Source organism: Streptomyces bottropensis ATCC 25435, assembly GCF_000383595.1.
GTDB classification, from domain to species: domain Bacteria; phylum Actinomycetota; class Actinomycetes; order Streptomycetales; family Streptomycetaceae; genus Streptomyces; species Streptomyces bottropensis.
In genome coordinates, this window is the sequence record NZ_KB911581.1 from 6647346 (window position 1) to 6671939 (window position 24594).

General features: G+C 72.6%; 22 protein-coding genes and 1 riboswitch. Of the genes, 10 read left to right on the forward strand and 12 right to left on the reverse strand.

Translation table 11 applies throughout. The features are described 5' to 3' along the window. Positions 1-42: 42 nt before the first annotated feature. The 3 genes from STRBO_RS0129630 to rsmH form a co-directional block, all read right to left on the reverse strand. Positions 43-1824 carry a peptidoglycan D,D-transpeptidase FtsI family protein gene (locus STRBO_RS0129630; RefSeq protein WP_005478230.1) on the reverse strand — a complete coding sequence of 594 codons (1782 nt, stop codon included), beginning with the start codon at positions 1822-1824 and terminating at the stop codon, positions 43-45. A gap of 191 nt (positions 1825-2015) precedes the next feature. Then, complete coding sequence (gene ftsL, locus STRBO_RS0129635; RefSeq protein WP_020115259.1) at positions 2016-2612, reverse strand: cell division protein FtsL; 597 nt, start codon at positions 2610-2612, stop codon at positions 2016-2018. A 130-nt stretch (positions 2613-2742) separates the two neighbouring features. Beyond that, positions 2743-3699 (reverse strand): 16S rRNA (cytosine(1402)-N(4))-methyltransferase RsmH, encoded by a 957-nt coding sequence (rsmH, locus tag STRBO_RS0129640; RefSeq protein ID WP_020115260.1) that lies wholly within the window; start codon positions 3697-3699, stop codon positions 2743-2745. A gap of 327 nt (positions 3700-4026) precedes the next feature. Between rsmH and STRBO_RS0129645 the strand changes: the two genes are divergently transcribed. The 4 genes from STRBO_RS0129645 (at position 4027) to STRBO_RS0129660 (ending at position 9778) form a co-directional block, all read left to right on the forward strand. Continuing rightward, positions 4027-4572 (forward strand): beta-class carbonic anhydrase, encoded by a 546-nt coding sequence (locus tag STRBO_RS0129645; RefSeq protein WP_005478235.1) that lies wholly within the window; start codon positions 4027-4029, stop codon positions 4570-4572. 285 nt (positions 4573-4857) lie between these two features. Continuing rightward, positions 4858-5898 (forward strand): AAA family ATPase, encoded by a 1041-nt coding sequence (locus tag STRBO_RS0129650; protein WP_028796913.1) that lies wholly within the window; start codon positions 4858-4860, stop codon positions 5896-5898. Further along, positions 5895-7253 (forward strand): DUF58 domain-containing protein, encoded by a 1359-nt coding sequence (locus STRBO_RS0129655; RefSeq protein ID WP_005478239.1) that lies wholly within the window; start codon positions 5895-5897, stop codon positions 7251-7253. The genes STRBO_RS0129650 and STRBO_RS0129655 overlap by 4 nt, the downstream gene beginning before the upstream one ends. Next, the gene (locus STRBO_RS0129660) at positions 7250-9778 is read left to right on the forward strand and encodes a transglutaminase TgpA family protein (protein ID WP_005478240.1); all 2529 of its coding nucleotides are present in this window, start codon (positions 7250-7252) and stop codon (positions 9776-9778) included. The genes STRBO_RS0129655 and STRBO_RS0129660 overlap by 4 nt, the downstream gene beginning before the upstream one ends. A gap of 408 nt (positions 9779-10186) precedes the next feature. Here STRBO_RS0129660 and STRBO_RS0129665 read toward each other — a convergent pair whose 3' ends face one another. The 3 genes from STRBO_RS0129665 to STRBO_RS0129675 all read right to left on the reverse strand — a co-directional run bounded on the left by STRBO_RS0129665 (position 10187) and on the right by STRBO_RS0129675 (position 12316). Beyond that, positions 10187-10588, reverse strand: coding sequence for a DUF3040 domain-containing protein (locus tag STRBO_RS0129665; RefSeq protein WP_005478243.1), 402 nt, complete (start codon positions 10586-10588; stop codon positions 10187-10189). A gap of 286 nt (positions 10589-10874) precedes the next feature. Then, positions 10875-11645, reverse strand: coding sequence for a methyltransferase (locus tag STRBO_RS0129670; RefSeq protein ID WP_005478245.1), 771 nt, complete (start codon positions 11643-11645; stop codon positions 10875-10877). 131 nt (positions 11646-11776) lie between these two features. Next, positions 11777-12316: an SAV_6107 family HEPN domain-containing protein gene (locus STRBO_RS0129675; RefSeq protein WP_020115262.1), complete on the reverse strand. Its 540-nt coding sequence runs from the start codon at positions 12314-12316 to the stop codon at positions 11777-11779. Positions 12317-12491: 175 nt separating this feature from the next. Here STRBO_RS0129675 and STRBO_RS0129680 point away from each other — a divergent pair, with 175 nt between their 5' ends. The 4 genes from STRBO_RS0129680 (at position 12492) to STRBO_RS0129695 (ending at position 18052) form a co-directional block, all read left to right on the forward strand. Further along, a complete protein-coding gene (locus STRBO_RS0129680) occupies positions 12492-13418 on the forward strand; it encodes an ATP-binding cassette domain-containing protein (RefSeq protein ID WP_005478248.1) in 927 nt (308 codons plus the stop codon). Beyond that, entirely contained in the window at positions 13390-15474 is a 2085-nt protein-coding gene (locus tag STRBO_RS0129685) for a YhgE/Pip domain-containing protein (RefSeq protein ID WP_005478249.1), read from the forward strand. Before STRBO_RS0129680 ends, STRBO_RS0129685 begins: the two co-directional genes overlap by 29 nt. Positions 15475-15509: 35 nt before the next feature. Next, positions 15510-16142: a TetR/AcrR family transcriptional regulator gene (locus STRBO_RS0129690; RefSeq protein WP_005478250.1), complete on the forward strand. Its 633-nt coding sequence runs from the start codon at positions 15510-15512 to the stop codon at positions 16140-16142. Between the two features lie 413 nt (positions 16143-16555). Then, positions 16556-18052, forward strand: a complete 1497-nt coding sequence (locus STRBO_RS0129695; protein ID WP_005478251.1) for a phytoene desaturase family protein — start codon at positions 16556-16558, stop codon at positions 18050-18052. A 57-nt stretch (positions 18053-18109) separates the two neighbouring features. Here STRBO_RS0129695 and STRBO_RS0129700 read toward each other — a convergent pair whose 3' ends face one another. The 6 genes from STRBO_RS0129700 to STRBO_RS0129725 form a co-directional block, all read right to left on the reverse strand. Then, positions 18110-19093: a hypothetical protein gene (locus STRBO_RS0129700; RefSeq protein ID WP_005478252.1), complete on the reverse strand. Its 984-nt coding sequence runs from the start codon at positions 19091-19093 to the stop codon at positions 18110-18112. A gap of 56 nt (positions 19094-19149) precedes the next feature. After that, positions 19150-20073, reverse strand: a complete 924-nt coding sequence (gene metF, locus STRBO_RS0129705; protein WP_046913840.1) for a methylenetetrahydrofolate reductase [NAD(P)H] — start codon at positions 20071-20073, stop codon at positions 19150-19152. A gap of 110 nt (positions 20074-20183) precedes the next feature. After that, a complete protein-coding gene (thiE, locus tag STRBO_RS0129710) occupies positions 20184-20828 on the reverse strand; it encodes a thiamine phosphate synthase (protein WP_005478254.1) in 645 nt (214 codons plus the stop codon). A 136-nt stretch (positions 20829-20964) separates the two neighbouring features. Further along, complete coding sequence (locus STRBO_RS0129715) at positions 20965-21330, reverse strand: Rv2175c family DNA-binding protein (protein ID WP_005478255.1); 366 nt, start codon at positions 21328-21330, stop codon at positions 20965-20967. 65 nt (positions 21331-21395) lie between these two features. After that, entirely contained in the window at positions 21396-22625 is a 1230-nt protein-coding gene (locus tag STRBO_RS0129720; protein ID WP_028796914.1) for an NAD(P)/FAD-dependent oxidoreductase, read from the reverse strand. A gap of 32 nt (positions 22626-22657) precedes the next feature. Further along, a complete protein-coding gene (locus STRBO_RS0129725) occupies positions 22658-23041 on the reverse strand; it encodes an avidin-fold protein (RefSeq protein WP_005478258.1) in 384 nt (127 codons plus the stop codon). Positions 23042-23093: 52 nt separating this feature from the next. Further along, a riboswitch (TPP riboswitch) is annotated at positions 23094-23205 on the forward strand. On the opposite strand from STRBO_RS0129725, the gene thiO reads away from it, so the two are divergent. Together thiO and thiS are read left to right on the forward strand one after the other, a co-directional pair. Next, positions 23203-24378 (forward strand): glycine oxidase ThiO, encoded by a 1176-nt coding sequence (gene thiO, locus STRBO_RS0129730; RefSeq protein WP_005478259.1) that lies wholly within the window; start codon positions 23203-23205, stop codon positions 24376-24378. It overlaps the preceding riboswitch by 3 nt. Next, positions 24375-24593: a sulfur carrier protein ThiS gene (gene thiS, locus STRBO_RS0129735; RefSeq protein WP_005478261.1), complete on the forward strand. Its 219-nt coding sequence runs from the start codon at positions 24375-24377 to the stop codon at positions 24591-24593. The genes thiO and thiS overlap by 4 nt, the downstream gene beginning before the upstream one ends. The last annotated feature ends 1 nt before the right edge of the window (position 24594 follow it).

Consider the following 24594-nt stretch of genomic DNA (forward strand, 5'->3'; position numbering starts at 1 on the left):
GCGCTGATCAGCGGGTGGATCAGGACGGGGTCAGGCGGCGAGTCAGGGCGTGAAGGCGACCGGCAGGTTCGCCGGCTTCGCCCCGGTGGGCGGGACCTGGAGGGTCTTCAGGGCGAACTCCATGACCTCCTTGTAGATGGGTCCGCAGATCTGGCCGCCGAAGTAGTTGCCCTTGGTGGCGTTCTGGATCGCGCAGTAGACGGTGATCCTCGGCTTGTCGGCGGGCGCGAAGCCGGCGAAGGACGAGGTGTAGCCGCGGTAGCGGCCGGTGGCCGGATCCACACGGTTGGCCGTACCCGTCTTGCCCGCGACCCGGTAGCCGGGGATGCGCGCCTTGGTGCCGGTGCCCTCCTCGTCGTCCACGACGGACTCCAGCATCCGGGCGAGGGCCTTCGCCGTCTTCTCGCTCACGACCCGGTTCTTCTCGGGCTCGGGAGCGGGGGTGAAACGGCCGTCCGGCCCCTTGGTGCCTCGTACCAGGGTCGGTTCGACGCGTACGCCGCCGTTGGCGATCGTCGAGTAGACGGAGGCCGCCTGCATGGCGTTTATCGACACGCCCTGGCCGAAAGGGATCGTGTACTGCTGCGAGGTCGACCAGTCGCCGGGCGCGGCGAGGATGCCCTTGGTCTCGCCCGGGAAGCCGAGGCCGGTGTAGCTGCCGATGCCGAACTTGCGCAGGTAGGAGTGGAGGATCCGGTTGGACTCGCGCTGGTTCCGGCCGAGTTCGCCGGTGGCGAGGATCGTGCCGATGTTGCTGGACTTGGCGAGGACGCCGTTGAGCGTCAGGTACCAGGTCGGGTGGTCGATGTCGTCCTTGAACAGGCGGTCGCCGCGGTGCAGCCGGTTGGGCACGGTGACGTGGGTGCCCGGTGTGGCGACGTTCTCCTCCAGTACGGCGGCCATCGACATGACCTTGGCGGTGGAGCCGGGCTCGAAGGCGTCCTGGAGGGCCGCGTTGCCCAGCGCGTCCGGGTTCGCCTTCGTGAGGTCGTTGGGGTCGAAGCCGGGCGAGTTGGCCATGGCGAGGATCTCGCCGGTGCGGGTGTCCTGCACGATCACGTACCCGCGGTCGGCCTTGGACTCCTTCACCTGGTCGGTGATGGCGTTCTGCGCGGCCCACTGGATGTCACGGTCGATGGTCAGCTCGACGTCGGAGCCGGCCACGGCGGGGGTCTCGGTGGAGCCCGCGGTGGGCACCAGACGGCCGCCGGACTGGGCGTAGCGGATCTTGCCGTCCTTGCCGGCCAGACGGCTGTTCCACTTCTGCTCGATGCCGCCGCCGCCCTTGCCCTCGGCGTTGACCCAGCCCAGTATTCCGGCGGCGAGGCCGCCGTTGGGGTACACGCGCTTGCTGCTGGGCTCCTGGAAGACGCCGGCCAGGACGTTGACCGTGCCCTTGTCGTCGCCGGACCGCTGGACGAGCGCGGACTTCAGGTCGCGGATCTGGTTCCAGACCTGGGGGGTCTGGCGGCGGGCGAGGACGACGTAGCGGGTGTTCCTGGTGCGCAGTTTCTCGGTCAGGGTCTCCTGGTCCGCGCCGAGGATCGGCGCGAGGAGGGCGGCCGCCTGCTCCGGTCCGTCGTCGACCCTCAGCTGCTCGCGCGTGAACATCGTCGGGTCGGCGGTGATGTCGTTGGCGTCGGCGCTGATCGCCAGGGCGACGCCGTTCCTGTCGGTGATCCCGCCCCGCTCGGCGGACAGCACCCGGCCGACGTAACGGTTCCGGTCGGCCTTGGAGGCGTACTCGCTCGCGTCGACGGCCTGCACCTGGAGGAGCCGTACGACGAAGGCGATCATCACCAGGGTCAGCGCGAGGCTGACCATGCGCAGCCTCGGCCGCGGGCTGCCCAGCCGGATGGTGCGCGCGGCCGGCTGGCGGGGTGAGGCCGGGCGGCGCTGCGCGGCGGGCCGGGCGCCGGGGCCTGGTCGGTGCTGCCGGCCGCCCGGGTGCGCAGGCCGGGCGGGTCCGGGTACGCGGCGGCGGGGGGGCTGCCTGCCTGAATCGGCCACTTCCGTCACCTGCCGGGGTTCGTCGGGAGCTGGATGGACTGTGGGGACGCGCTGGTGGGCGTGGGGGCCGGGGTGGGGGTGTCCACGGGCGCCGGGGTCCACGCGGGCTGCCGCGACGGCGTCGCGGAGGCCGGGGGCGTGGGGCTCGGGGTGGTGCTGGGAGGGGGGACCGGGCTCGCGGGCGGGCCGGGGTCCAGGATCTCGGGCGCGAGGACGAGCGGCATACGGGCCACGGACTGCTGGGCCGCGCTCGGTACGCCCATGACCGTGCCGTCGGGGTTCAGGAAGGCCGGGTCTCCGCCGGGGACCATGCCCAGTTCGCGGGCGCGGCGCTGGAGGGCGTCGGGCGCGGAGTAGGCGTCCACGTCGCGCTGGAGCGCCTGTTCCTCGTCGGTGTAGCTCTTGACGTCGTCCTGGAGGTCGTCGAGCTTGAACGACCCTTCACTGAGGGCGGAGTTCAGCACGAGGAGTCCGATGAGGCCGCCGCCCAGCAGCAGGACGACGAGGAGGACGAACGGGGTGCGTGCGGCGCCTTTGGGCCGCACGGGCAGGAGCCGCGCGAGACGGGCGGCCCGGCCTCTCAGTTCGGGTTTCCTGCTCACGCGTCCTCCCTGTGCGTTCGGCTTCCGGACTCACTCACCGTCCCCGCGAGTTCGCTTCTCGGACTCACTCACCGTCACCCTTCACGCACCGTGTACGGCCGCCTCGTAGGCCTCATGCGGCTCACGCGCCTCACTCAACGTCTTCCCGCACGCGTTCCGCCCCGCGCAGACGTGCGGGGGCGGCGCGCCGGTTCTCGGCGACCTCTTCCTCGGTGGGAAGTTCGGCACCACGGGTGAGGAGCTTGAGCCTCGGCTGGTAGCGCTCGGGGACCACGGGCAGTCCGGGGGGCGCGGTGATGGCCGCGCCGGCGGCGAGCACCTGCTTGACGAGGCGGTCCTCCAGCGAGTGGTAGGACAGCACGGCGATCCGGCCGCCGACGGCGAGGGCCCGCACGGCGGCGGGGATCGCCCGCTCCAGGACGGTCAGTTCGCCGTTGACCTCGATGCGCAGGGCCTGGAAGGTGCGCTTGGCGGGGTTGCCGCCGGTGCGCTTGGCCGCCTGCGGCAGGGAGTCGCGGATCAGTTCGACGAGGCGGGCGCTGTTGGTGAAGGGCTCCTTGTCGCGCTCGCGCACGATCGCGGAGACGATCCGCTTGGCCTGCTTCTCCTCGCCGTACGCCCGGAGGATCCGGACGAGCTCGCCCGCCGGGTAGGTGTTGAGGACCTCGGCCGCGCCGATGCCGGTCGTCTGGTCCATCCGCATGTCGAGGGGGGCGTCCTGGGCGTAGGCGAAGCCCCGGTCGGCCTCGTCGAGCTGCATGGAGGAGACGCCGAGGTCGAACAGGACGCCCTGGACGCGCGGCAGGCCCAGGCGGTCCAGCACGTCGGGGAGTTCGTCGTAGACGGCGTGCACGAGGGTGGCGCGCTCGCCGAAGGGGGCGAGCCGTTCACCGGAGAGGCGCAGGGCCTCCTTGTCGCGGTCGAGGGCGACGAGCCGCGCCTCGGGGAACCGGGCGAGGAGCGCCTCGCTGTGGCCGCCGAGGCCGAGCGTGCAGTCGACCACCACCGCGCCGGGCTCCGTGAGGGCCGGGGCCAGCATGTCCAGGCAGCGCCGGAGCATGACGGGGACGTGGCGGCTGTTGCTCAAGGGGCCCTCTCAGGTCCGGCGCGAGCCGCACGTACGCGCCGCGCACGCGGGGAGACGCCGGGCTGTCGCCGGTTCTCCTGGGGATTCGAGTCCAGCAGGGGGCCTCGCCTCCCGCTCCGCGTCACTCTAGTCCACGGCATATCGCGGTCAATCAACCGGCCTGCGCGTCGCGGCGCCTCCTGCGGGTGAACCGGCGATGCCGGAGAAATCACCTGTACGGTCGAGATCCGGCCACTCCTGTGGGTTACCTCACAACAAGCCTCGATGACGTTCTTTGTCCTCTCTCACAGAGCGCCTCCGGCGGTCGTGACCAGTACCGTCATGGTTATGACGACCTCCGCAGCAATTCCCACCGGCCCCGAAGGCGCCATATCCGACGGCACCGTCACCGACCGTCTCGTCGAGGCGAACCAGCGGTACGCCGCCGCGTTCACCGACCCCGGGATGGACGCCCGCCCCGTCCTGCGCGTCGCGGTGGTGGCCTGTATGGACGCCCGCCTCGACCTGCACGACGCGCTCGGCCTGGAGCTCGGCGACTGTCACACCATCCGCAACGCGGGCGGCGTGGTCACCGACGACGTGATCCGCTCGCTCACCATCAGCCAGCGCAAGCTCGGCACCCGCAGCGTGGTCCTCATCCATCACACCGGCTGCGGACTGGAGTCCCTCACCGAGGACTTCCGCAACGAGCTGGAGACGGAGGTCGGACAGCGGCCGGCCTGGGCGGTGGAGTCCTTCCGGGACGTGGACCAGGACGTACGGCAGTCCATGCAGCGGGTGCGCACCAACCCGTTCCTGCTGCACTCCGACGACGTGCGCGGCTTCGTCTTCGACGTGACGACGGGCCTGCTGCGGGAGGTCGACCCCGCCTGATCCCGTCGAACCGGGCCGCGCGCGACCCCTCTCCTACCGCCCGAGGGAGGTCGCGCGCAGCCCCGGTTTCCTGTCAATCTGCTGGCATCACGACCTACAAAAGACTACAAATCCGACATATCGCAGACCGTTATCCACAGGCGAGTGACACGGATTGGTAACGGCAGCAAGAATGCGGATGTGACGTCACGCTGAGCAGTTTCCGCGTGGTGTCCGTGTTTCGGGGTGGGCCGGTCCGCATCGCAGAGCGACGGCCCGGAGAAAGAACGGGCCGAGGAGGGCCGGGTGACGACCTATGACGATCGAGCGAGCCTCACTGATCTGACCAGCACTGTGGAGCGAGTCCGCAGTTCGGTCGAAGGAGTGATCGAGGGCAAGCCTGAGGTCGTACGGCTTTCGCTGACAGTGCTGCTCGCCGAGGGGCATCTTCTGATCGAGGATGTGCCCGGCGTCGGCAAGACCATGCTGGCCAAGGCACTGGCGCGGTCCATCGACTGCTCTGTGCGGCGTATCCAGTTCACGCCGGACCTGCTGCCGTCGGACATCACGGGTGTGTCCATCTGGGATCAGCAGCGCAAGGAGTTCGAGTTCAAGCCGGGCGCGATCTTCTCGCAGATCGTGATCGGCGACGAGATCAACCGCGCCTCGCCGAAGACGCAGTCCGCGCTGCTGGAGTCGCTGGAGGAGCGCCAGGTCACGATCGACGGCACGACGTACGAGCTGCCCAGCCCCTTCATGGTGGTGGCCACGCAGAACCCCGTGGAGATGGAGGGCACCTACCCGCTGCCGGAGGCCCAGCGCGACCGCTTCATGGCCCGCGTCTCCGTCGGCTACCCCAGCCCGGAGGCCGAGCTGCGGATGCTCGACGTCCACGGCGGCGTCTCGCCGCTGGAGGACATGCAGCCGGTGGCGCACGCGCACGAGATCGTGAAGCTGATCGAGGCGGTCCGGGGCGTGCACGTCGCGGAAACGGTCCGGCGGTACGCGGTGGATCTGGTCGGCGCCACCCGTAGCCACCCGGATCTCAGACTCGGCGCCTCGCCGCGCGCCACGCTGCATCTGCTGCGCGCGGCGAGGGCGACCGCCGCCCTGAACGGCCGGGACTACGCCCTGCCGGACGACATCCAGTCGCTGGCCGTGGCCATCCTCGCCCACCGGCTGCTGCCGACCGCGCAGGCCCAGCTCAACCGCCGGACGCCGGAGCAGGTCGTGCAGGAGATCCTGCAGCGCACGCCGGTGCCGCAGGCGCCCCAGGCGCAGAGCGCCTTCGGCTCGGTCCACGCCACGCCCGCGTACCCGCAGCAGCCGCCGCGGAGGCTTGGATGACCACCCCCGGGCCGGCGCCCACCCCGGAGCAGGACAAGGGCGGGCTGCGCACGGCCCTCGCCGGCCTCACCACGCGCGGGCGCTCGTTCCTGGCCGCCGGCATCGCGGCCGCGATCTGCGCGTACGTCCTCGGGCAGAGCGATCTGCTGCGGGTGGGCCTGCTGCTGGCCGTGCTGCCGCTGGTCTGCACGACCGTGCTGTACCGCACCCGTTACCGGGTCGCGGGCAGCCGCCGGCTCTCCCCCGCGCGGGTGCCGGCCGGCGGCGAGGCCCGCGTCCATCTGCGGATGGACAACGTCTCGCGGCTGCCCACCGGGCTGCTGATGCTGCAGGACCGGGTGCCCTACGTGCTCGGTCCGCGCCCGAGGTTCGTGCTGGACCGGGTGGAGGCGGGCGGCCGCCGCGAGGTGTCGTACCGCGTCCGTTCCGATCTGCGCGGCCGCTATCCGCTGGGTCCGCTCCAGCTGCGCCTGACCGACCCGTTCGGCATGTGCGAGCTGACCCGCTCCTTCTCCACGTACGACACCCTGACCGTCGTCCCGCGCGTGGAGGCGCTGTCGCCGGTGCGGCTGGGCGGGGAGGCGAAGGGGTACGGCGACGGCCGGCAGCGCTCACTGGCGCTGGCCGGCGAGGACGACGTGATCCCGCGTGGCTACCGGCACGGCGACGACCTGCGCCGGGTGCACTGGCGTTCGACCGCGCGCTACGGGGAGCTGATGGTGCGCCGCGAGGAGCAACCGCAGCGCGCCCGCTGCACGGTGCTGCTGGACACCCGGGCCGAGGCGTTCCTCGGCGCGGGCCCGGACTCTGCCTTCGAGTGGGCCGTCTCCGGCGCCGCCTCCATGCTGGTCCACATGCTCGAACGGGGCTTCTCCGTACGGCTGTTGACGGACACCGGCAGTTCGGTGCCCGGCGAGGGCGCGGACGGGTTCGCGGGTGCCAGCCAGGAGTCGGCCGATGCGGCGGGACTGATGATGGACACCCTCGCGGTGATCGACCACTCCGACGGATCGGGCCTCTCGCCCGCGTACGACGTGCTGCGCGGCGGCAACGAAGGGCTGCTGATCGCCTTCCTCGGCGACCTCGACGAGGAACAGGCGACGGTGATCGGCAAGATGCGCCAGCGCGGCGGCGGGGCGGTCGCCTTCCTGCTGGACAGCGAGGCGTGGACGACCGAGACGGGCGAGGTGCCCGGTGCCGGGAGCGCGAGCGAGGAGTCGCTGCGGCTGCTGCACGAGGCGGGCTGGACGGCACTGACCGTCCCGCGCGGCGCCTCGCTGGCGGACCTGTGGCGGCAGGCGGACCGACAGCGTCTCGGTGTGATGTCCGGGAGCGGCACGGAGGGACGGTCATGAGCGGGCGGGCGAGACTGGCGCTGTGCGCCTGGGCCGCGACGGTCATGGCGGCGTGCGCCCTGTTGCCCCTGGTCGACCCGGCGACCTGGATCTTCCAGGCCGCCCTGATGCTGGGTGTGCTGACCGGCGTGGGAGCGCTCACCCGGCGGGTCCCGCTGGCCCGGCCGCTGACCGTGGCCGCGCAGGCGCTGGTCGCGCTGATGATGCTGACGCTGGTCTTCGCCCGGGAGCAGGCGGTGGCCGGGATCGTCCCCGGTCCGGAGGCTTTCCAGCAGTTCGCGGAGCTGCTGCGGGCCGGCGCCGACGACGTCGGACGGTATGCCATCCCGGCCCCGCTGAGCGACGGCATCCAGCTGATGATCATCGGCGGTGTGCTGGTGATAGGCCTCATGGTCGACGCGCTCGCGGTGACGTTCCGCAGCGCGGCCCCGGCCGGCCTGCCGCTGCTCGCGCTGTACTCGGTCGCGGCGGGGCTCTCCGACGGCGCCGCGTGGCTGTGGTTCCTGCTGGCCTCCGCCGGCTATCTGCTGCTGCTCCTGACCGAGAGCCGCGACCGGCTCTCGCAGTGGGGCCGGGTCTTCGGCGGCGCGCCCCACGGTTCGCGCGCGGAGTCCGCGGGCGGCGCGGTGGCCCCGGTCCGCACCGGTCGGCGCATCGGCGCGGTCGCGCTGGGCATCGCTCTGGTGGTGCCCCTCGGACTGCCCTCCCTCGACGGGGGACTGCTGAGCGGCACGGGCACCGGCATCGGCGGGGGCTCCGGCGGCGGCACGATCTCCGCGGTGAACCCCGTGGTGGCGTTGAGCGGCAGCCTGAACGTGGACGAGGACCGCCAGGTCCTGTCCTACCGCACCAACACGGACAACATGCAGGAGATGTATCTGCGGATCGTCTCCCTGGACAGGTTCGACGGCACCTCCTGGACGCCGACCGAGCGCTCCATCACCGGCGTTCCGGAGGAGTTCGGCACCCCCATCGGCCTCGCCTCCGACGTGAAGCGGACCTCGATCGAGACCCGGATCGTCGCGGCGCAGGACTACGAGCAGAACTGGCTGCCGATGCCGTACCCGGTCACCGGCGTCGACATCGACGGCGACTGGCGGTACGAGCCCGTGGGACGCACGCTCGTCGGTGACCACGGCCAGAACACCAAGGGCGCGCAGTACAAGGTCGAGAGCCTGATCGTGCAGCCCACGGCGGAGCAGCTGGCCTCGGCGCCGGAGCCGCCGCCGTCCCTGCGGCGGGAGTACACCAAGGTGCCGGCCTCGCTGCCGCCGGTGGTGGCGAAGACCGCGCTGGACGTCACCAAGGGCGCGACGAACGACTACGAGCGCGCGGTGAAGCTGCAGGACTGGTTCGCGTTCAGCGGCGAGTTCACGTACGACACCGAGGTGCGTTCCGGGACGGGGGCGCGCGCGATCGCCCGGTTCCTCCAGGACAAGGAGGGCTTCTGCGTCCACTTCTCCTTCGCGATGGCGTCGATGGCCCGCACGCTGGGCATACCGGCCCGGGTGGCCGTGGGCTTCACGCCCGGCACCCCGCAGACAAACGGCACGATGTCGGTGGGCCTGCGCGACGCGCACGCCTGGCCGGAGCTGTACTTCGAGGGTGTGGGCTGGACCCGCTTCGAGCCGACCCCCAACCGGGGCTCGACTCCGCCGTACACGGTGCCGGAGGACTCCGGCACCGGCGGTCTGCCCGACGTGCCCCGGCCCTCGCAGTCGGCGTCCACGGCGCCGTCGGCCGTGCCGTCGGCGAGCGAGAGCTGCACCCCGCAGGAGGTGAAGCTGGGGGCCTGCGCGAGCGAGTCCGCGGCGGCCGTGGCGGATGCGGACGACGAGGAGCGTTCGCTGTGGGGTCTGCTGTTCTTCTCGCCCTGGACCCTGTTGATCGTGCCGGGCGCCCTCCTGCTGCTGGCGATCCCGTTGCTGCCGATGCTGTGGCGGCTGCGGGTCCGGTCCGTGCGGCTGGGCGCGCATGACGGCGCGGTGCCGAAGGGTGACCGTGGGCCCGCCGTCGCCCGGGACGTGACCGAGGAGGCGGGCGGACCGGGGTCTCCGGCCCCGGCGGGCAGCAGAGCCGGCGGGTTCGGCCGTTCGGAGGCCGCCGCGGCCCATGCGCTGGCCGCCTGGCAGGAGGTGACCGACACGGCCTGGGACTACGGGATCACGCCGGACGAGTCGCTGACGCCTCGCAAGGCCGCCGCGCGGATCGTGCGGATCGGGGAGCTCGAACCGTCGGCCGCGGACGCGGTGCACCGGGTGGCGGCTGCGGTGGAGCAGGTCCTCTTCGCCCCGCGTCCGCAGGTCCCGGCGGGTCTGGCCCGGGACGCGCACCAGGTCGGAACCGGCCTTCGCAAGCACGCCGACCGCGGGACGAAGCTGCGGGCACTGCTGCTGCCGCGTTCGACCGTTCGGGTGGTCTGGTCCGTCTCCGCCCGCTGGACGAACGCCCTGGAGGAGCTGCTGTCCCGCGTCCCGACGCCACGCCCGCCCTGGAGACGCCCCTCGGCCGGCCGGCCCGGCTAGCGGCCGGCGGTCGGCTGCTGCCGGCGGCTCCGCGCATGTCTGCCCCCTCCCGGGTTCGCCGGGCGGGGGCAGACGTGTGTGGGCCCGAGGGCGCGGGTCCGAGGCGTCCGTCCGTACTGCGCACGGGCTGACCGTCTGGAGCTGGGGGTGGGGCTGGGTGCTGGGACGGCGGGCTGGGGCTGGGCGGCGGCCGGGGCTGGGCCGCGGCCGGCATCACCCCGGCTGCCGCTCCGGGCACGCCGAAGCAGCCGCCACTGGAGAAGGGGCAGCTGTTCGATTTCAGGTTTCGGGTGCGGGGTTTCGGGTTTTGGGCGTACGCGAAGGGTGACCGCCCCTCGGGTGGTCACCCTTCGTCCGTTTTCAGTGCAGCGGTTCAGTTGTGACTGTCGGATCGGCGATCCGGCGGGTTCAGTGGCCGCCCTGCTCGTCCCGACGACGCTGCCAGCGCTGTTCGATTCGGTCCATCATGGAGCGGCGCTGTCGGGCCTGACGACGCGCGCCGGCGGAGCCTGCGGCACCGACGGGCTGCTCACCCGGCTTGGGGGCCTTGCGCCAACCGGTGACGGCGAGCACGGCGCAGCCCAGCATGACGAGGAACCCCACCACGCTGACCCAGATCTGCTGTGCGACCATTCCGGCCATGAGGAGCGCGATACCCACCAGAAAGCCCGCGACCGCCTGGTAGACCCGCCGCCGGGTGTACGTACGCAGCCCGCTTCCCTGGAGCGCTGACGCGAACTTGGGATCTTCGGCGTACAGCGCTCGCTCCATCTGCTCGAGCATGCGCTGCTCGTGCTCTGAGAGCGGCACGGAGTCCTCCTCATCGTGCGGTCGCCGGGGCGACCCGGGGGGTCCTCTTCAGGATAGGCAGGGATTCGCCCCCTTGAAACCCGCCCCTCTACGCCAATTCGCCAACCGGGACCGCCATGGCACCCCGACTCGCTGAGGTGTGAATTCCCCAGCGGACGGCCCGTCATGCCGGTACGGTCTCCCTCGATCATACGGCTCCGAGCGCCGTATCGGGGGGCCTGTGGCGTACTCCATCCGCCGCCGAGCCCCTGATCAGGGGGTCACCCCATTCGTCCCGGGGGCCGGATCAGGACCCGGCGGCCCCTCGCGTCTCGCCCAGCACATGAAGTTGGGTCGCCACGGAGTGGAAGGCGGGCTGCTCGGCGACCGCGGCCTCCAGCTTGAGCAGGGCGTCCAGGGCGCCCGGCTCGGTGTCGACGAGGACCCCGGGGACGAGGTCGGCGAAGACCCGCACGCCGTGCACGGCGGCGACCTCCAGGCCCGCGCCCTCGACGAGCGCGGTGAGCTGCTCGGCGGTGAAGCGGTGGGGAACCGGATCACCTTCGCCCCAGCGTCCGTTCGGGTCGTCGAGCGCCTGCCGGGCCTCCTTGAAGTGCCCGGCGAGGGCCCGCGCGAGGACCGCGCCGCCGAGGCCCGCGGCGAGCAGGCTGAGCACACCCTCGGGGCGCAGCGCGGCGACCGCGTTGCCGATGCCCTCGGCGGGGTCGTCCACGTACTCCAGGACGCCGTGGCAGAGGACGGCGTCGTACCCGCCGCGCTCGACGACGTCGAAGAGGCCGTGGGCGTCGCCCTGGACGCCGCGCACACGGTCGGCGACGCCGGCCTCGGCGGCCCGGCGCTCCAGCGCGAACAGCGCGTTCGGGCTGGGGTCGACGACGGTGACCCGGTGACCGAGGCGGGCCACGGGCACCGCGAAGTTGCCGCTGCCGCCCCCGGTGTCCAGGACGTCGAGCGACTCACGTGCCGTGGCCTTCACCCGGCGGTCGAGGGCGTCTTGCAGGACCTCCCAGACCACGGCGGTACGGAGGGAGGCGCGGGGGCGCATCGGGTCCGACACGGCAGTTGACTCCTCGGCGCGGCACCGCCTGGCGTACGGCGGAGCGATGGGCTTGCGTCTCCACCGGGCCCGGGGCCGCGGCGGAGGGTGGCGACTGCCCCAACCCTAATGGGCGGCGCCTGGGCGGTCGGTCAGCCCGCGTCCGGGACCCCCGGCTCGCCGTCCCGCCGGGGCTGGGGCAGCACCGGCTGGAGCACCAGCATCCGTTCGACCAGGCGCAGGAACATCGCCACGTCGCGTATGAGGTCGTCGGCGTCCCGCGCGCTCGCCGCGCCCTGGATGCCCGCCTCGGCACGCGCCCTGCGGGCGGCGCCGGAGGCGAACAGCGCACTCCACTCGGCGAGCTCGGGTGCTATCTCGGGGAGCACCTCCCAGGCGCTGCGGATCTTCGCGCGGCGCTTCGGGGTGAGTTCGGGGCGGCCCCGGGCGGCGAGGACCGCGGCGGCGGTGCGCAGGGCGGCCAGGTGGGCGGTGGCGTACCGCTCGTTGGGCGCCTGGTGGGCGGACGCCTCGTCGAGTCCGGAGCGGGCCTGGGCGAGCAGGTCGAGGGCGGCGGGCGGGGCCGTCGCCCGGCGCAGCACGGGGTGCACGTCGCTCGCCGGGCCGGTCAGTGAGGGGGCAGGGCCGGTGGCGCGGCGCCGGTTGGCGGCTGCTGCGTGGTGGCTGGCCATGACGAACCTCCTGTCGTCTTCGGACGACACGCTCTGACACGAGGTGCCGTATGTGCCCATCGTGCGGTATGCCACTGACAATCCGTTCTGACCTGCTCTTTTGCTTCGATCAGAAGTTCGGAGTAGCTTTTGCACTGACCAGTCAGTTCAAAGAAATACAGAGGGGCTCGGGAGCATGGGAGAGCCGCGGGAGGCCGACGCCCGGCAGGCAACGGCCGGGGGCGTCGCCGTCGGAGCCGAGGGGTTCGGGCTGAAGGGGCCGCGCGGGTGGGCGTTCCGGGGCGTCGGGTTCGACGCCGAGGCCGGTTCGCTGATCGCGGTCGAGGGGCCGTCCGGGTCGGGCCGGACCTGTCTGCTGCTGGCGCTCACCGGACGCATGAAGCCGAGCGAGGGGCACGCCACGATCGGCTCCCTACGGCTGCCGAAGCGGATGGCGGCCGTGCGCCGCGTCAGCGCCCTCGCCCACGTCCCCGGTGTGACCGATCTGGACCCGGCCCTGACCGTCGGAGAGCACCTGCGCGAGCGGGCCCTGCTCCAGCGGCGGTTCGACGGCTCCCTGCGCGGGCTGCTGCGGTCCCGCACCGAGCGCGCCGCCGAGGCGAAGGGCCGGATCGAGGCCGCCCTGACCGCCGCCGGGCTCGATCGCGAGGCCCTGCCCAAGGGTTCCCGGACCGCGGTACGCGACCTGGAGCGGATGGAGGCCCTTCGGCTGTCCGTCGCCCTCGCCCTCGTCGGCCGGCCCCGGCTGCTCGGCGTCGACGACAGCGACCTGAAGCTCTCCGGCGCCGAACGGGCCCAGGTGTGGGCTCTGTTGAGGTCTCTGACCGAGTCCGGCATCACGGTGGTGGCGGTGTGCAGCGAGGCCCCGGAGGGGGCGGTCGTGGTGTCCACGGCGCCGGAGAACGACGCACGCGCGCGTGCGGACATGGGCGACGACGGCGACAGCACCGAACGCGTCGACCACGCCGACACCACCGGCACCACCGACGAAGCCGACGACAGCGCCACCACCGAAGCCACCGAAGCCACCGAAGCCACCGAAGCCACCGAAGCCACCGACAAGGAGAACGCCGATGCGCTCGCCGAAACTCGCCGCTCTTGAGCTGAGGCGCTTCGGCCGGGGGAAGCTGCCGCGCGCCGCGCTCGTCTCGCTCCTGCTGCTGCCGTTGCTGTACGGCGCCCTGTACCTGTGGTCCTTCTGGGACCCGTACGGGCGGCTCGACCGCATCCCCGTGGCCCTGGTGAACGACGACAGGGGGGCGTCGGTCGGCAAGCAGCGGCTGACGGCGGGTGACGACATCGCCGAGGGGCTGCGCGAGAGCGACACCTTCGAGTGGCACCGGGTGGGCGCCGCCGAGGCCCGCGCCGGTGTCGAGGACGGCACGTACTACCTGTCGCTGACCATGCCGAAGGACTTCAGCGAGCGGATCGCGTCGAGTTCCGGGGACGTGCCGGAGACGGGCGCCCTCCAGGTGCGGACGAACGACGCGAACAACTACATCGTCGGGCAGATCTCGCGGACCGTGTTCTCGGAGGTGCGGACGGCGGCGTCGACGAAGGCGTCACGGTCGTTCCTGGACCGGATCTTCATCTCGTTCTCGGACCTCCACGGACGGACCGAGAAGGCGGCCGACGGCGCCGACGACCTCAAGGGCGGCATCGACAAGGCGGAGAAGGGCTCCAAGGATCTCGCGGACGGCCTGCGGACGGCCAAGGAGGGCAGCGGGAAACTGTCCGGCGGTCTCGACGACCTGGACAAGGGCGCGGGCGATCTGGAGGACGGCGCCCAGCAGGTGGCGGACGGCACCGGGAAGCTCGCCGACAAGGTCGGCGCCGCGGCGGACCAGGTGCGGCCCTTCCTCGCGAAGAACGGCGACACGATCGCCGACACCGCCACCCTGGTCGCCGACTCGGCGGCCACGATCCGGGACCACCTCGACGCGTTCGTGACGACGGCACCGGCCGCCGCGACCGGCACCCGGACCGCCTCCGACACCCTCGACGACGTGTACCGGCGACGCTGCGAGGAACCGGTACCGCCCGACGCGGCCTGCGCGGACCTGAAGAAGGCCAAGGACGCGGCGGCGAAGGCCGCCGTGCTCGCCGAGGACGTGAACACCGTGGTGAAGAACTACGACGGTGACCTGAAGGCCTTCGACAAGGACCTGGAGACCCTGGAGAAGCAGGCCCGTGCCCTCGCGAAGGCCGCGCCCACCCTCTCCACCGATCTCGACAACGCCGTCGCCAAGGTGAACGCCCTCGACAAGGGCGCCACGAAGGTCGCCAAGGGGGCGAAGACCCTGCACACCGGTCTCGGCACCGCCAAGACCGGCGCGGAGGACCTGGACACGGGTGTCGGCGCGCTGAAGACGGGCGCGGTCGACCTCAAGGGCGGCATGTACAAGCTCGCCGACGGTTCGGGGAAGCTGGCGGGCGGTCTGCACGACGGGGCCGAGCAGATCCCGGACTACGACGAGCAGGCTCGCGACAAGCGCACCGAAGTGATGGCCGACCCGGTGCGGTTGGCCACCAGGGACCTGCACAAGGCGCCCAACTACGGCACCGGGTTCGCCCCTTACTTCATCCCGCTGTCCCTGTGGGTGGGCGCCATGGTGGCGTACATGCTGATCCAGCCGCTCAACCGGCGTGCCCTCGCCGCGGGTGCCTCGGCCTGGCGCATCGCGCTGGCGGGCTGGCTTCCGGTCGCCGCCCTGGGCGTGCTGCAGACGGTCGCGCTGATGGCGGTGCTGCACTGGGCGGTCGGCCTGGAGATGGCGCGGGCGGCCGGAACGGTGGGCTTCCTGTTCCTGGTGACGGCGTGCTTCGCGGCGATCGTGCAGTGGCTCAACGCGCGCTTCGGGGCGGCGGGCCGGATCCTCGTCCTCGCCTTCCTGATGCTGCAATTGACGTCCGCGGGCGGCACGTACCCCGTACAGACCAGCCCCGCGTTCTTCAACGCGGTCCACCCCTTCCTGCCGATGAGCCATGTCGTCGACGCCCTCCGCAGGCTCATCACCGGCGGTGGCCTCGGCCCGGTGTGGCAGGCGTGCGCGGTGCTGGTGGCCTTCACCGCCGGCGCCCTCGCGCTGACCGCCCTGTCCGCCCGCCGCAAGCAGGTGTGGACCCTGGACCGACTGCATCCGGAGTTGAGCCTGTGACCGCGCACGGCACGGTTCCTGTGACAATCAGGGCCATGGAAAGCACCAACGCCCCCGGCGGCGCAGGCGGGGGCCGCCGCGAGGCGACCCGGCAGAAACTCTACGAAGCGGCGGTCACCCTCATCGCGGAGCAGGGGTTCTCCGCGACCACGGTGGACGAGATCGCCGAGCGCGCCGGTGTCGCCAAGGGCACGGTCTACTACAACTTCGCGAGCAAGTCGGTCCTCTTCGAGGAGCTGCTGCGGCACGGCGTGGGACTCCTCACCGCCTCCCTGAGCGAGGCCGCCGAGCGGACCGCGCGGGAGGGCCGCAGCAGGGTCGACTCGCTGGACGCGATGATCCGGGCCGGCCTCCTCTTCATCGACCGCTACCCGTCCTTCACCCAGCTCTACGTGGCCGAACTGTGGCGCACCAACCGTGCCTGGCAGTCCACGCTGATGGTCGTCCGGCAGGAGGCCGTCGCGGTCGTCGAGAGAGTGCTGCGCGAGGGTGTCGAGGGGGGCGAGCTGAGCGACGAGATCGATGTCGGCCTGACGGCGTCCGCCCTGGTCGGCATGGTCCTGGTGGCCGCGCTGGACTGGAAGGCGTTCCAGCCGGACCGTTCCCTGGACGATGTCCACGCGGCGCTGTCCCGCCTCCTCCAGGGCCGGGTGAGCGGACACCGCTGACCGGGCCGGGACGGACGAGAAGCGCCGGCCCGAACCGGCAGCGTCCCCCGCGTGCCACCTCGAACCGGCGCTTTCCCGATCCCCCGTGCTCCCCGTACTCCCCCGTGCCTCGCTCCCGCCGGCTCTCGTCGACGGAAGGAGCGGTCGGAGCGCGAGTGCCGTTCCGCCGCCCCGTGTCGGCGGTACCGCGGCCGCGCCCTTTCCCGTGCCTCCACCTTCTCCTTCGCGCAGGTCGGAGCCCATCCGCGCGCGTACTCATCTCACCCGTTGAGTACGTGTACTCAGCCCTGTGTACTCAGACCCAGCCCCGGCTGTTGCCGACTGGTGACGATGACGCCCGCGTTCGTACTCGCCGAAGGGCCCGGCCGCTCCCGCGAAAGTCCGGGGGCGCGGCGCCCGATAAGGTCGCCGGCATGGCAAGAATCGCGGTGATCGGCGCCGGACTCGGCGCCATGGCGGCCGCCGCCCGGCTGGCCGTCGCGGGCCACCACGTGGTGGTGCGCGAGAGCACGCAGACCTACGGCGGGGCCGTGGGCCGCTTCGAGCGCGACGGCTTCGTGTTCGACACAGGCCCCGGGCTGCTGACGCTGCCCGCCGTCTACCGCGACCTGTTCGTCAAGACCGGCAAGGAGCCGCTGGAGAAGTGCGTCGACCTGGTCCAGGTGGACCCGGCGGCCCGGCACGTCTTCGCCGACGGCACCGACCTGCGCCTTCCCAACGCCTCACGCGCGGGCGTGGTCGCCGCCCTGAACGCCGCGCTCGGCCCGGGCGCCGGCGACCGCTGGGGCGACTTCCTGGTGCGGGCCCGCGAGGCCTGGGACCGCACCCGGCGGCCCCTCCTGGAGGAGCCGCTGTGGCCCGACTGGACGGTCCTCGCCGAGCGCGAGCCGTATCCCTCAGTGCCCCACAGGCGGCTCCTGCGCACCCGCCGCGCCACCACCCTCGCGGAGGTCGGCGCGTGGGAGCTGCGCGACCCCCGGCTGACGGCCCTGCTGGAGAGCCACGCCCTCGCGTACGGCCTGGATCCCCGGACCGTCCCGGCGAGCGCGGCCGTCCTGGCGTACATGGAGCACGCCTTCGGGACCTGGTACGTCCGGGGCGGGCTGCGGGAGTTGGCGCGGGCGGTGTACGAGCGGTGCCTGGCACGGAAGGTCGAGTTCGTCTTCGGCACCGAGGTCACCGGGATCGTCGAGAAGGACGGCAGGGCGGCCGGCGTGGAACTGGCGGACGGCTCGGTCGCCGAGGCGGACTTCGTGGTCGCCGGGGTCGCCCCCGAGATGCTGGACCGAGGGGCGCGGCGGTCGGCCGTACGGAGCGAGGGCGAGGTACCGGCGCAGCGGGGGGCGACGAGCCGGCTGACCGTGCTGCTGGCGCTGCGCGGCGGTCGGCCCGAGGGCGCGGCGCACCGGACGGTGGTGCACGCGCAGGACCGCGACGCCGAGCTGGACCTCCTGTTCGGCTCCTCCCCCAGGACGGTCGCGCGGCCCACGGTCACCGTGCTGCGCCCGGACGATCCGGCGCTGGTGCCAGGCCCCGGCCACGAGGCGGTCACCGTCACGTGCGCGGTCCCCGCCCGGGAGCCGGACGCGATCGAGGGGTACGCGCAGCGGTTGATCACCTCGGCCGAGCGTGCCGTCCCCGATCTGCGGGAGCGCCTGCTGTGGCACGAGGTCCGCACCCCGGCCGACATCGCACGGACGACCGGTGCGCCGACGGGCGCGATCCCGGCCCCGGCGCTCGCGGCGGCCGGCGGAAGATGGCTGCACCCGTCCAACTCCACCGCGACACCGGGCCTGTTCACCGTCGGCGGCTGGTCCCACCCCGGCGGCGGCCTCCCGCACGCCGGGATGTCGGGGGCGCTGGTGGCCGGGCTGATCGTGGAGGGACCCGGTTTCCGCGGCTCACAGTGAGACGCCGGGGCTCAGCAAGGCCCCGGCGTCGTCCTTCGGAAAGCTGCGGAGAAGCCTTCAGAAACGGTACTGCTGCTCGTCGTAGCCGTTCTGGCCGTTGCCGTTGCCGTTGCCATTGCCGTTGCCGTTGCCGTTGCCGTTGCCGTTGCCCTGGTACGGGTACTGCTCGTCCCCCGGGAGGTCGGAGCCGAAGGGGTCGTCGGTGTTGCGCTGCTGCGGCACCCAGACACCGCCGGGCGGTGTCTCGCCGTAGCCGCCGTTGCCGTACTGGTCCTGGCCGTAACCCTGCTGCGCGTATCCCTGCTGCCCGTAGGACTGGTCGTACGAGGCCGTGGCGTCGTACGTCTGCGTGCCGATGTACGGGTCCGAGTAGGCGGCGTACTGCTGCTGGTTCGGGTCGTAGCCGTAACCCTGCTGGTCGTAGCCGTAGTAGGCGAAGGCCTCGTCCTGCGCGGACTGGTCGGCGGTCGCGTAGGGCTGGTCGGCGGCACCCGCGTAGGCGTTGTCCTCGCGGTAGACGCCGTAGGTGTTCGTGTCGTCCGGCATGGGCTCCGGCGAGTACACGGTGGCGGGGGCGGACTGCGGGCGGACGAACACGTCGTCGTCGCGGTCGTCGAACGGGTCGTCGCCCTGCCGGTACGTTCCGGCAGCGGTGGAGTCCAGGTCCATGGCCTCCAGGGCCGGATCCTGGGTCGGCTCGCCGCGCCGCCGCTTCTTGCCGGCCTTGGCGAAGGCGGACCTGGGGGGCTTGACGCCGCCCTGCTCCTCGCCCTCGTCCTCGCCGGTGCGCGGGCGGACGGCCCACCCGGCCTCGAAGCCGCGGCGGAACGAGAGGGTCACGTAGGTCTGCCCGGTGGCGAACGCGATCGCGCCCAGCGCGATGACGATCACGTTGGGGATGAGCACACCGAGGACGACACAGAGGAAGCCGGCGAAGGCCAGCAGCCGCCAGCGCAGACGCGCCTTGTACTGCAGCAGCACCTCGCCCAGCAGCCACAGCGCGACGACACCGAACGCGATATAGAGGACCGTCCAGCCCATGTACGCCCCTCTCCCTGTGGCCGCTACGCAGTGTGTCGTACGCGAGTGCGACCGGTCTAGGCCCGTGATGGGTGGTGCGGACCCAGGTTCTCGTAGATTTCCAGAGTCGCGGTGGAATTGTTCAGGGTGATGAAGTGAAGTCCGGGGACTCCTTCGTCCAACAGCCTCGCGCAGAACTCCGTGGCGAACTCGATGCCAATGGAGCGTACAGCGGCCGGATCGTCTTTGGCTGTGACGATCCGCTCTTTCAGGGCGTTCGGGATGGCGGCGTTACTGAGTTGCGGCAACCGTTCCAGCATCTTCACGCTGGTGACGGGCATGACCTCCGGGATGACGGGGGTCTCGCAGCCGGCCTTGGCCACCGCGTCCCTCAGACGCAGGTACGACTCCGGCTGGAAGAACATCTGCGTGATCGCGTAGTCGGCGCCCGCGCGGCACTTGTCGACGAAGCGCGCCACGTCGCTGTCCCAGTCCGGGGAGCGCGGGTGCATCTCCGGGAAGGCCGCGACGCCGACACAGAAGTCGCCCGACTCCTTGATCAGTCGGACGAGTTCGGCGGCGTACGTCAGGCCCTGCGGGTGCGCGATCCACTCGCCCATGGGGTCGCCGGGCGGGTCGCCGCGGACCGCGAGCATGTTGCGGATCCCGGCGTCCGCGTACTGGCCGATGATGTTGCGCAGCTCGGCGATGGAGTGGCTGACCGCGGTGAGGTGGGCGACCGGGGTGAGGGTGGTGTCGGCGGCGATCTGCTCGGTGGCCTTCACCGTGCCGGCCCGGGTGGAGCCGCCGGCGCCGTACGTCACGGAGACGAAGCTGGGGGCGACCGCCTCGATCCTGCGCAGGGCGTTCCACAGGTTCCGCTCGCCCTTCTCCGTCTTGGGCGCCCAGAACTCGAAGGAGTACGTGGTCCTGCCCGTGGCGAGCATGTCGCGCACGGTGCGTGCGTGATCAGTCCTGGTCGAAGCAGTTCCTAGGGCCATACCGGCAGGTTAGTCAGGTCACGGCCGTCCCCCAACCAGAGCTGGGAATTTTGTCCGTTTTGCCGACCTGCTGTCCACGCCTTGGACAGCCGTGGGCGGGGCGGGGCCGGTCAGAGGGCGCGCAGGCGCTCGGTGAACTCCGCCGCGGCGGCTCCGGGGTCGTCGGCCTCCGTGATCGCCCGGACGACGACGGCCCGGCGGGCGCCGGCCTCGACGACCTCGTCGAGGTTGGTGAGGTCGATGCCGCCGATGGCGAACCAGGGGCGGTCGGTGCCGAGGGTGGCGGTGTACCGCACGAGGTCCAGGCCGGGGGCGTGGCGGCCGGGTTTGGTCGGGGTGGGCCAGCAGGGGCCCGTGCAGAAGTAGTCCACGCCTTCCTGGACGGCCGCGGCGGCCGCCTCCTCCTCGGCGTGCGTGGAACGGCCGACGAGGACGCGCTCACCGAGGATGGCGCGGGCGGCGGGGACCGGAAGGTCGCCCTGGCCCAGGTGCAGCACGTCCGCGCCGATGGCGTGCGCGACGTCCGCGCGGTCGTTGACGGCCAGCAGCCTGCCGTGCCGCCGGCACGCGTCGGCGAACATGTGGAGGTGCTCCAGCTCCTCGGCGGCTTCCATGCCCTTGTCGCGCAGCTGCACGATGTCCACGCCGCCGCCCAGGACCGCGTCCAGGAACTCCGGCAGGTCGCCCTGGCGCCTGCGGGCGTCCGTGCAGAGGTAGAGCCGGGCGTCGGCGAGCCGGGCTGCGGCGTCGGGCATGGGTGGGTCCCCCGTCGGCGGTGGGCCGTCGGTGCGGCGTACGGGAGCCCCGCCCTCATGGGCCACGGCTTCCGTACGCCGTCCGGGCGGCTGCGTCGGTGCTGTCTCGGTGCTGCGGGTGGGGCGGGCGTCCGGGTCAGACGGCGAGCGCCTGGGCGCGGCGCTTCACCTCCGTGCCGCGATTCTCGCTCAGGGCCTGGGCCGGCGTGCCGGGCAGGCTCGGGTCCGGAGTGAACAGCCACTCCAGCATCTCTTCGTCGCTGAAGCCGTCGTCCCTCAGCAGGGTCAGGGTGCCGGTCAGGCCCTTGACCACCTTGTCCTCGTCGATGAAGGCGGCGGGGACGTGCAGCGCGCGGTTCTCACCACGGCGTACGGCGATGAGCTGGCCTTCCTTCACCAGCTGCCGCACGCGGGTCACCTCGACGTCCAGCATCTCTGCGATGTCGGGCAGGGTCAGCCACGCGGGGACGAGAGCATCGATCTTTGCGTCAATCTCGGTCACGCCTCCAAGACTGCCATCTGGGACCGACAGTGGGTAGCCGGGCCTCCCTCCGACGAGGGTGGTCGCTAGGCCGTCGCCGCCTTCAGGGGCCGGGCCGGGTCCCGCAGCAGCTCCGGGTCCATCGGCGTGCCCGCCTCGATCAGGCGGCGGCCCTGGGCCAGGTCCCGGGGACGGCCGACGGCTAGAAGGGCGACCAGCCGGGTCTCGCGGAGCCAGCAGACCGACCAGGCGGCGCCGGTGGGGTCGCCGCGCCGGACCATGGTGTCGGCCGAGGCGTGGTGACCGGCGTACTGGACGAAGCGCCCGAACTGCTCGGACCAGAAGTAGGGGACCGGGTCGTAGGGCTCGGGGGTCTCGCCGACGATGTTCGCGGCGACCGTGCGGGGGCCCTGGAGGGCGTTGTCCCAGTGGTGGACGAGGAGGCGCCTGCCGTACCGGCCCGAGGGGAACGAGGCGCAGTCGCCGACCGCGTAGACATCGGGCGCGGAGGCGCGCAGGTGGTCGTCGGCCACCACCTCGCCGTGCGCGCCCAGTTCGACGCCCGAGCCCGCGAGCCAGCCCGTGGCCGGGCGGGCGCCGATCCCCACGACGACCGCGCCGGCCGGCACCCGGGTCCCGTCGTCCAGGACCACCGTCCCGGGCTCGACGCGCTCCACGCGCGCGTGGGTGCGCAGGGTGGTGCCGCTGTCGGCGTACCAGGCGGTCATCGGCGCGGTCACCTCCGCCGGGAGCGCGCCCGCGAGCGGGCGGTCGGCGGCCTCGACGACCGTCACCGCGCAGCCCGCCTCGCGCGCGGCCGTGGCGAACTCGGCGCCGATCCAGCCCGCGCCGACGACCACGATGTCGTGCCGGCGGGCCAGTACGGGCCGCAGCCGCTCGGCGTCGTCCAGGGTCCGCAGCAGATGCACCCCGGGCACACCCTCGGCGCCCGGCAGCATGATCGGTTCCGCGCCGGTCGCGAGGACCAGGACGTCGTACGGGACGGGCCCGGCGGCCGTGTCGAGCGCGTGGTCGGCGGGGCGCAGGCCGGACACCTCGCGGCCCAGCCGGAGTTCGATGCCGAGCGCCTCGAAGTCGACGTCGAAGGCGGAGCCCTCGGCCTTGCCGAGCAGCACGGCCTTGGACAACGGCGGGCGGTCGTAGGGCTGGTGAGGCTCGGCGCCGATCAGTGTCACGTCGCCGGTGAAGCCCTGTTCGCGCAGCGCGACCGCGGTCTGCACGCCCGCCATGCCCGCGCCCACGACGACCACGCGCCGCGCCGGCGTCCCGCTCCTGTGCTGCGTCTGCTCGCTCACCCGGTCACCATAGACAACCGGCATTCGGTCGGTCAGCCGGTCGGGCGGGGGTCGCTCCCCGGCGGCGGGTCCGCCCGCTCGCCGACCTCCTCCACCACGCTCGTCCCGCTGCCCGGCCGCGACTCCCACTCCCAGGTCTCCTCCAACCGGACGCGCCCGTCGGCGAGTTCGGTCACGAGGGAGACGCAGTGCCCGCAGGCGGTGGTCCCGTCGGTCTTCAGCTGCGCGTACCGGAAGTCCAGCCGGTCCCCCGCGCGCGTGCCCACGAGATGGCCCCGCACGACGTCACCGCCCGCGTACTCGGCCCAGATCTCGCCGTCCCGCTCGTGGTAGACGAACCGGGTCCGGGTGCCCACCTGACCGGGGGCCTGGTCGGCGACCGGGGCGAGGACGAGACCGTCGAGCGAGCGGGCCATGGGCGGAGGCTCCCTTTCTGGGACGAACGGCGAGGGCTAGGGTGGGCCACCGTAGAGCACTCGCGGGAGCCCGGACGCACCGGGCTGAGAGGGAGGCTGGCGGCCTCCGACCGTACGAACCTGATCCGGGTCATGCCGGCGAAGGGAGGGGCTGGACGCCCATGTCGCGTACGCACACGTCAGACGTCCTCGTCGTGGGGGGCGGAATCATCGGGCTCGTGACGGCGTGGCGGGCCGCGCTGCGCGGGTTCGCCACGGCCGTGGCCGATCCCGCGCCCGGCGGCGGGGCCGCGCAGGTGGCGGCCGGGATGCTCGCCGCCGTCACCGAACTGCACTACGGCGAGCAGACGCTGCTGGGGCTCAACATGGAGTCCGCGCGCCTCTATCCGGACTTCGTGGCCGAGCTGACGGAGGCGACCGGCCTCGACCTCGGCTACCGCCGCTGCGGCACGCTCGCCGTCGCGCTGGACGCGGACGACCGCGCCCATCTGCGTGAACTGCACGCCCTGCAGCGCCGGTCGGGCCTGGACTCGGAGTGGCTGAGCGGCCGCGACTGCCGCCGCCTGGAGCCCATGCTCGCGCCGGGGGTGCGCGGCGGACTGCGGGCCGACGGGGACCACCAGATCGACCCGAGGCGGCTCTCCAGGGCCCTCGTCGCGGCCTGCGAACGCGCGGGGGTCGTGTTCCACCGGGCCAGGGCCGAGGAGCTGTCGGTGGTCCGGGAGCGGGCCACCGGGGTCCGGACCGGCGATGGTGACCGGCTGGCCGCGGAGCGGGTCGTCCTCGCCGCGGGCAGCCTCAGCGGGCGGCTCGCCGGGATCCCGCGGGACGTGGTGCCGCCGGTGCGGCCGGTGAAGGGACAGGTGCTGCGGCTGACGGTGCCGAAGCCGTACGCGCCCTTCCTGAGCCGTACGGTACGGGCCGTGGTGCGGGGCAGCCATGTCTACCTGGTGCCGCGCGAGAACGGCGAACTCGTCGTCGGCGCGACCAGCGAGGAGCAGGGCTGGGACACCACGGTGACCGCGGGCGGGGTGTACGAACTGCTGCGGGACGCCCATGAACTCGTCCCCGGGATCACCGAACTCCCGCTCACCGAGACCCGCGCGGGCCTGCGCCCCGCCTCCCCGGACAACGCGCCGCTCCTCGGCCCCACCGGGCTCGACGGTCTGATCCTCGCGACCGGGCACCACCGCAACGGGGTGCTCCTCACCCCGGTCACCGGTGACGTCCTGGCCCATGTGCTGACCACCGGTGAACTGCCGGCGCAGGCACGCGACTTCACCCCGCTGCGGTTCCGCGCCGGCGCGGCCCGCGAACTCCTGGAGCAGCCCGTATGAACACCACCGGGACGCTGACCGTCCTCGTCAACGGAGAGCGCCGGCGGATCGCTCCCGGCACGGCGCTCGACGCGCTGGTGCGGACGCTCACCGCGTCGCCCTCCGGTGTCGCCGCCGCGCTCAACGAAACCGTCGTCCCGCGCGCGCGGTGGACGACCACCGCACTCGCCGAGGGGGACCGTGTCGAGGTCCTCACCGCCGTCCAAGGAGGCTGAT

Bases quoted from the DNA above. Each gene is read 5' to 3' on its own strand.
- STRBO_RS0129630 (WP_005478230.1), bottom strand. From the start codon at position 1,824: ATGGTCAGCCTCGCGCTGACCCTGGTGATGATCGCCTTCGTCGTACGG.
- STRBO_RS0129645 (WP_005478235.1), top strand. From the start codon at position 4,027: ATGACGACCTCCGCAGCAATTCCCACCGGCCCCGAAGGCGCCATATCC.
- STRBO_RS0129655 (WP_005478239.1), top strand. From the start codon at position 5,895: ATGACCACCCCCGGGCCGGCGCCCACCCCGGAGCAGGACAAGGGCGGG.
- STRBO_RS0129660 (WP_005478240.1), top strand. From the start codon at position 7,250: ATGAGCGGGCGGGCGAGACTGGCGCTGTGCGCCTGGGCCGCGACGGTC.
- STRBO_RS0129675 (WP_020115262.1), bottom strand. From the start codon at position 12,316: ATGGCCAGCCACCACGCAGCAGCCGCCAACCGGCGCCGCGCCACCGGC.
- STRBO_RS0129680 (WP_005478248.1), top strand. From the start codon at position 12,492: ATGGGAGAGCCGCGGGAGGCCGACGCCCGGCAGGCAACGGCCGGGGGC.
- STRBO_RS0129685 (WP_005478249.1), top strand. From the start codon at position 13,390: ATGCGCTCGCCGAAACTCGCCGCTCTTGAGCTGAGGCGCTTCGGCCGG.
- STRBO_RS0129690 (WP_005478250.1), top strand. From the start codon at position 15,510: ATGGAAAGCACCAACGCCCCCGGCGGCGCAGGCGGGGGCCGCCGCGAG.
- STRBO_RS0129695 (WP_005478251.1), top strand. From the start codon at position 16,556: ATGGCAAGAATCGCGGTGATCGGCGCCGGACTCGGCGCCATGGCGGCC.
- STRBO_RS0129700 (WP_005478252.1), bottom strand. From the start codon at position 19,093: ATGGGCTGGACGGTCCTCTATATCGCGTTCGGTGTCGTCGCGCTGTGG.
- metF (WP_046913840.1), bottom strand. From the start codon at position 20,073: ATGGCCCTAGGAACTGCTTCGACCAGGACTGATCACGCACGCACCGTG.
- thiE (WP_005478254.1), bottom strand. From the start codon at position 20,828: ATGCCCGACGCCGCAGCCCGGCTCGCCGACGCCCGGCTCTACCTCTGC.
- STRBO_RS0129725 (WP_005478258.1), bottom strand. From the start codon at position 23,041: ATGGCCCGCTCGCTCGACGGTCTCGTCCTCGCCCCGGTCGCCGACCAG.
- thiO (WP_005478259.1), top strand. From the start codon at position 23,203: ATGTCGCGTACGCACACGTCAGACGTCCTCGTCGTGGGGGGCGGAATC.
- thiS (WP_005478261.1), top strand. From the start codon at position 24,375: ATGAACACCACCGGGACGCTGACCGTCCTCGTCAACGGAGAGCGCCGG.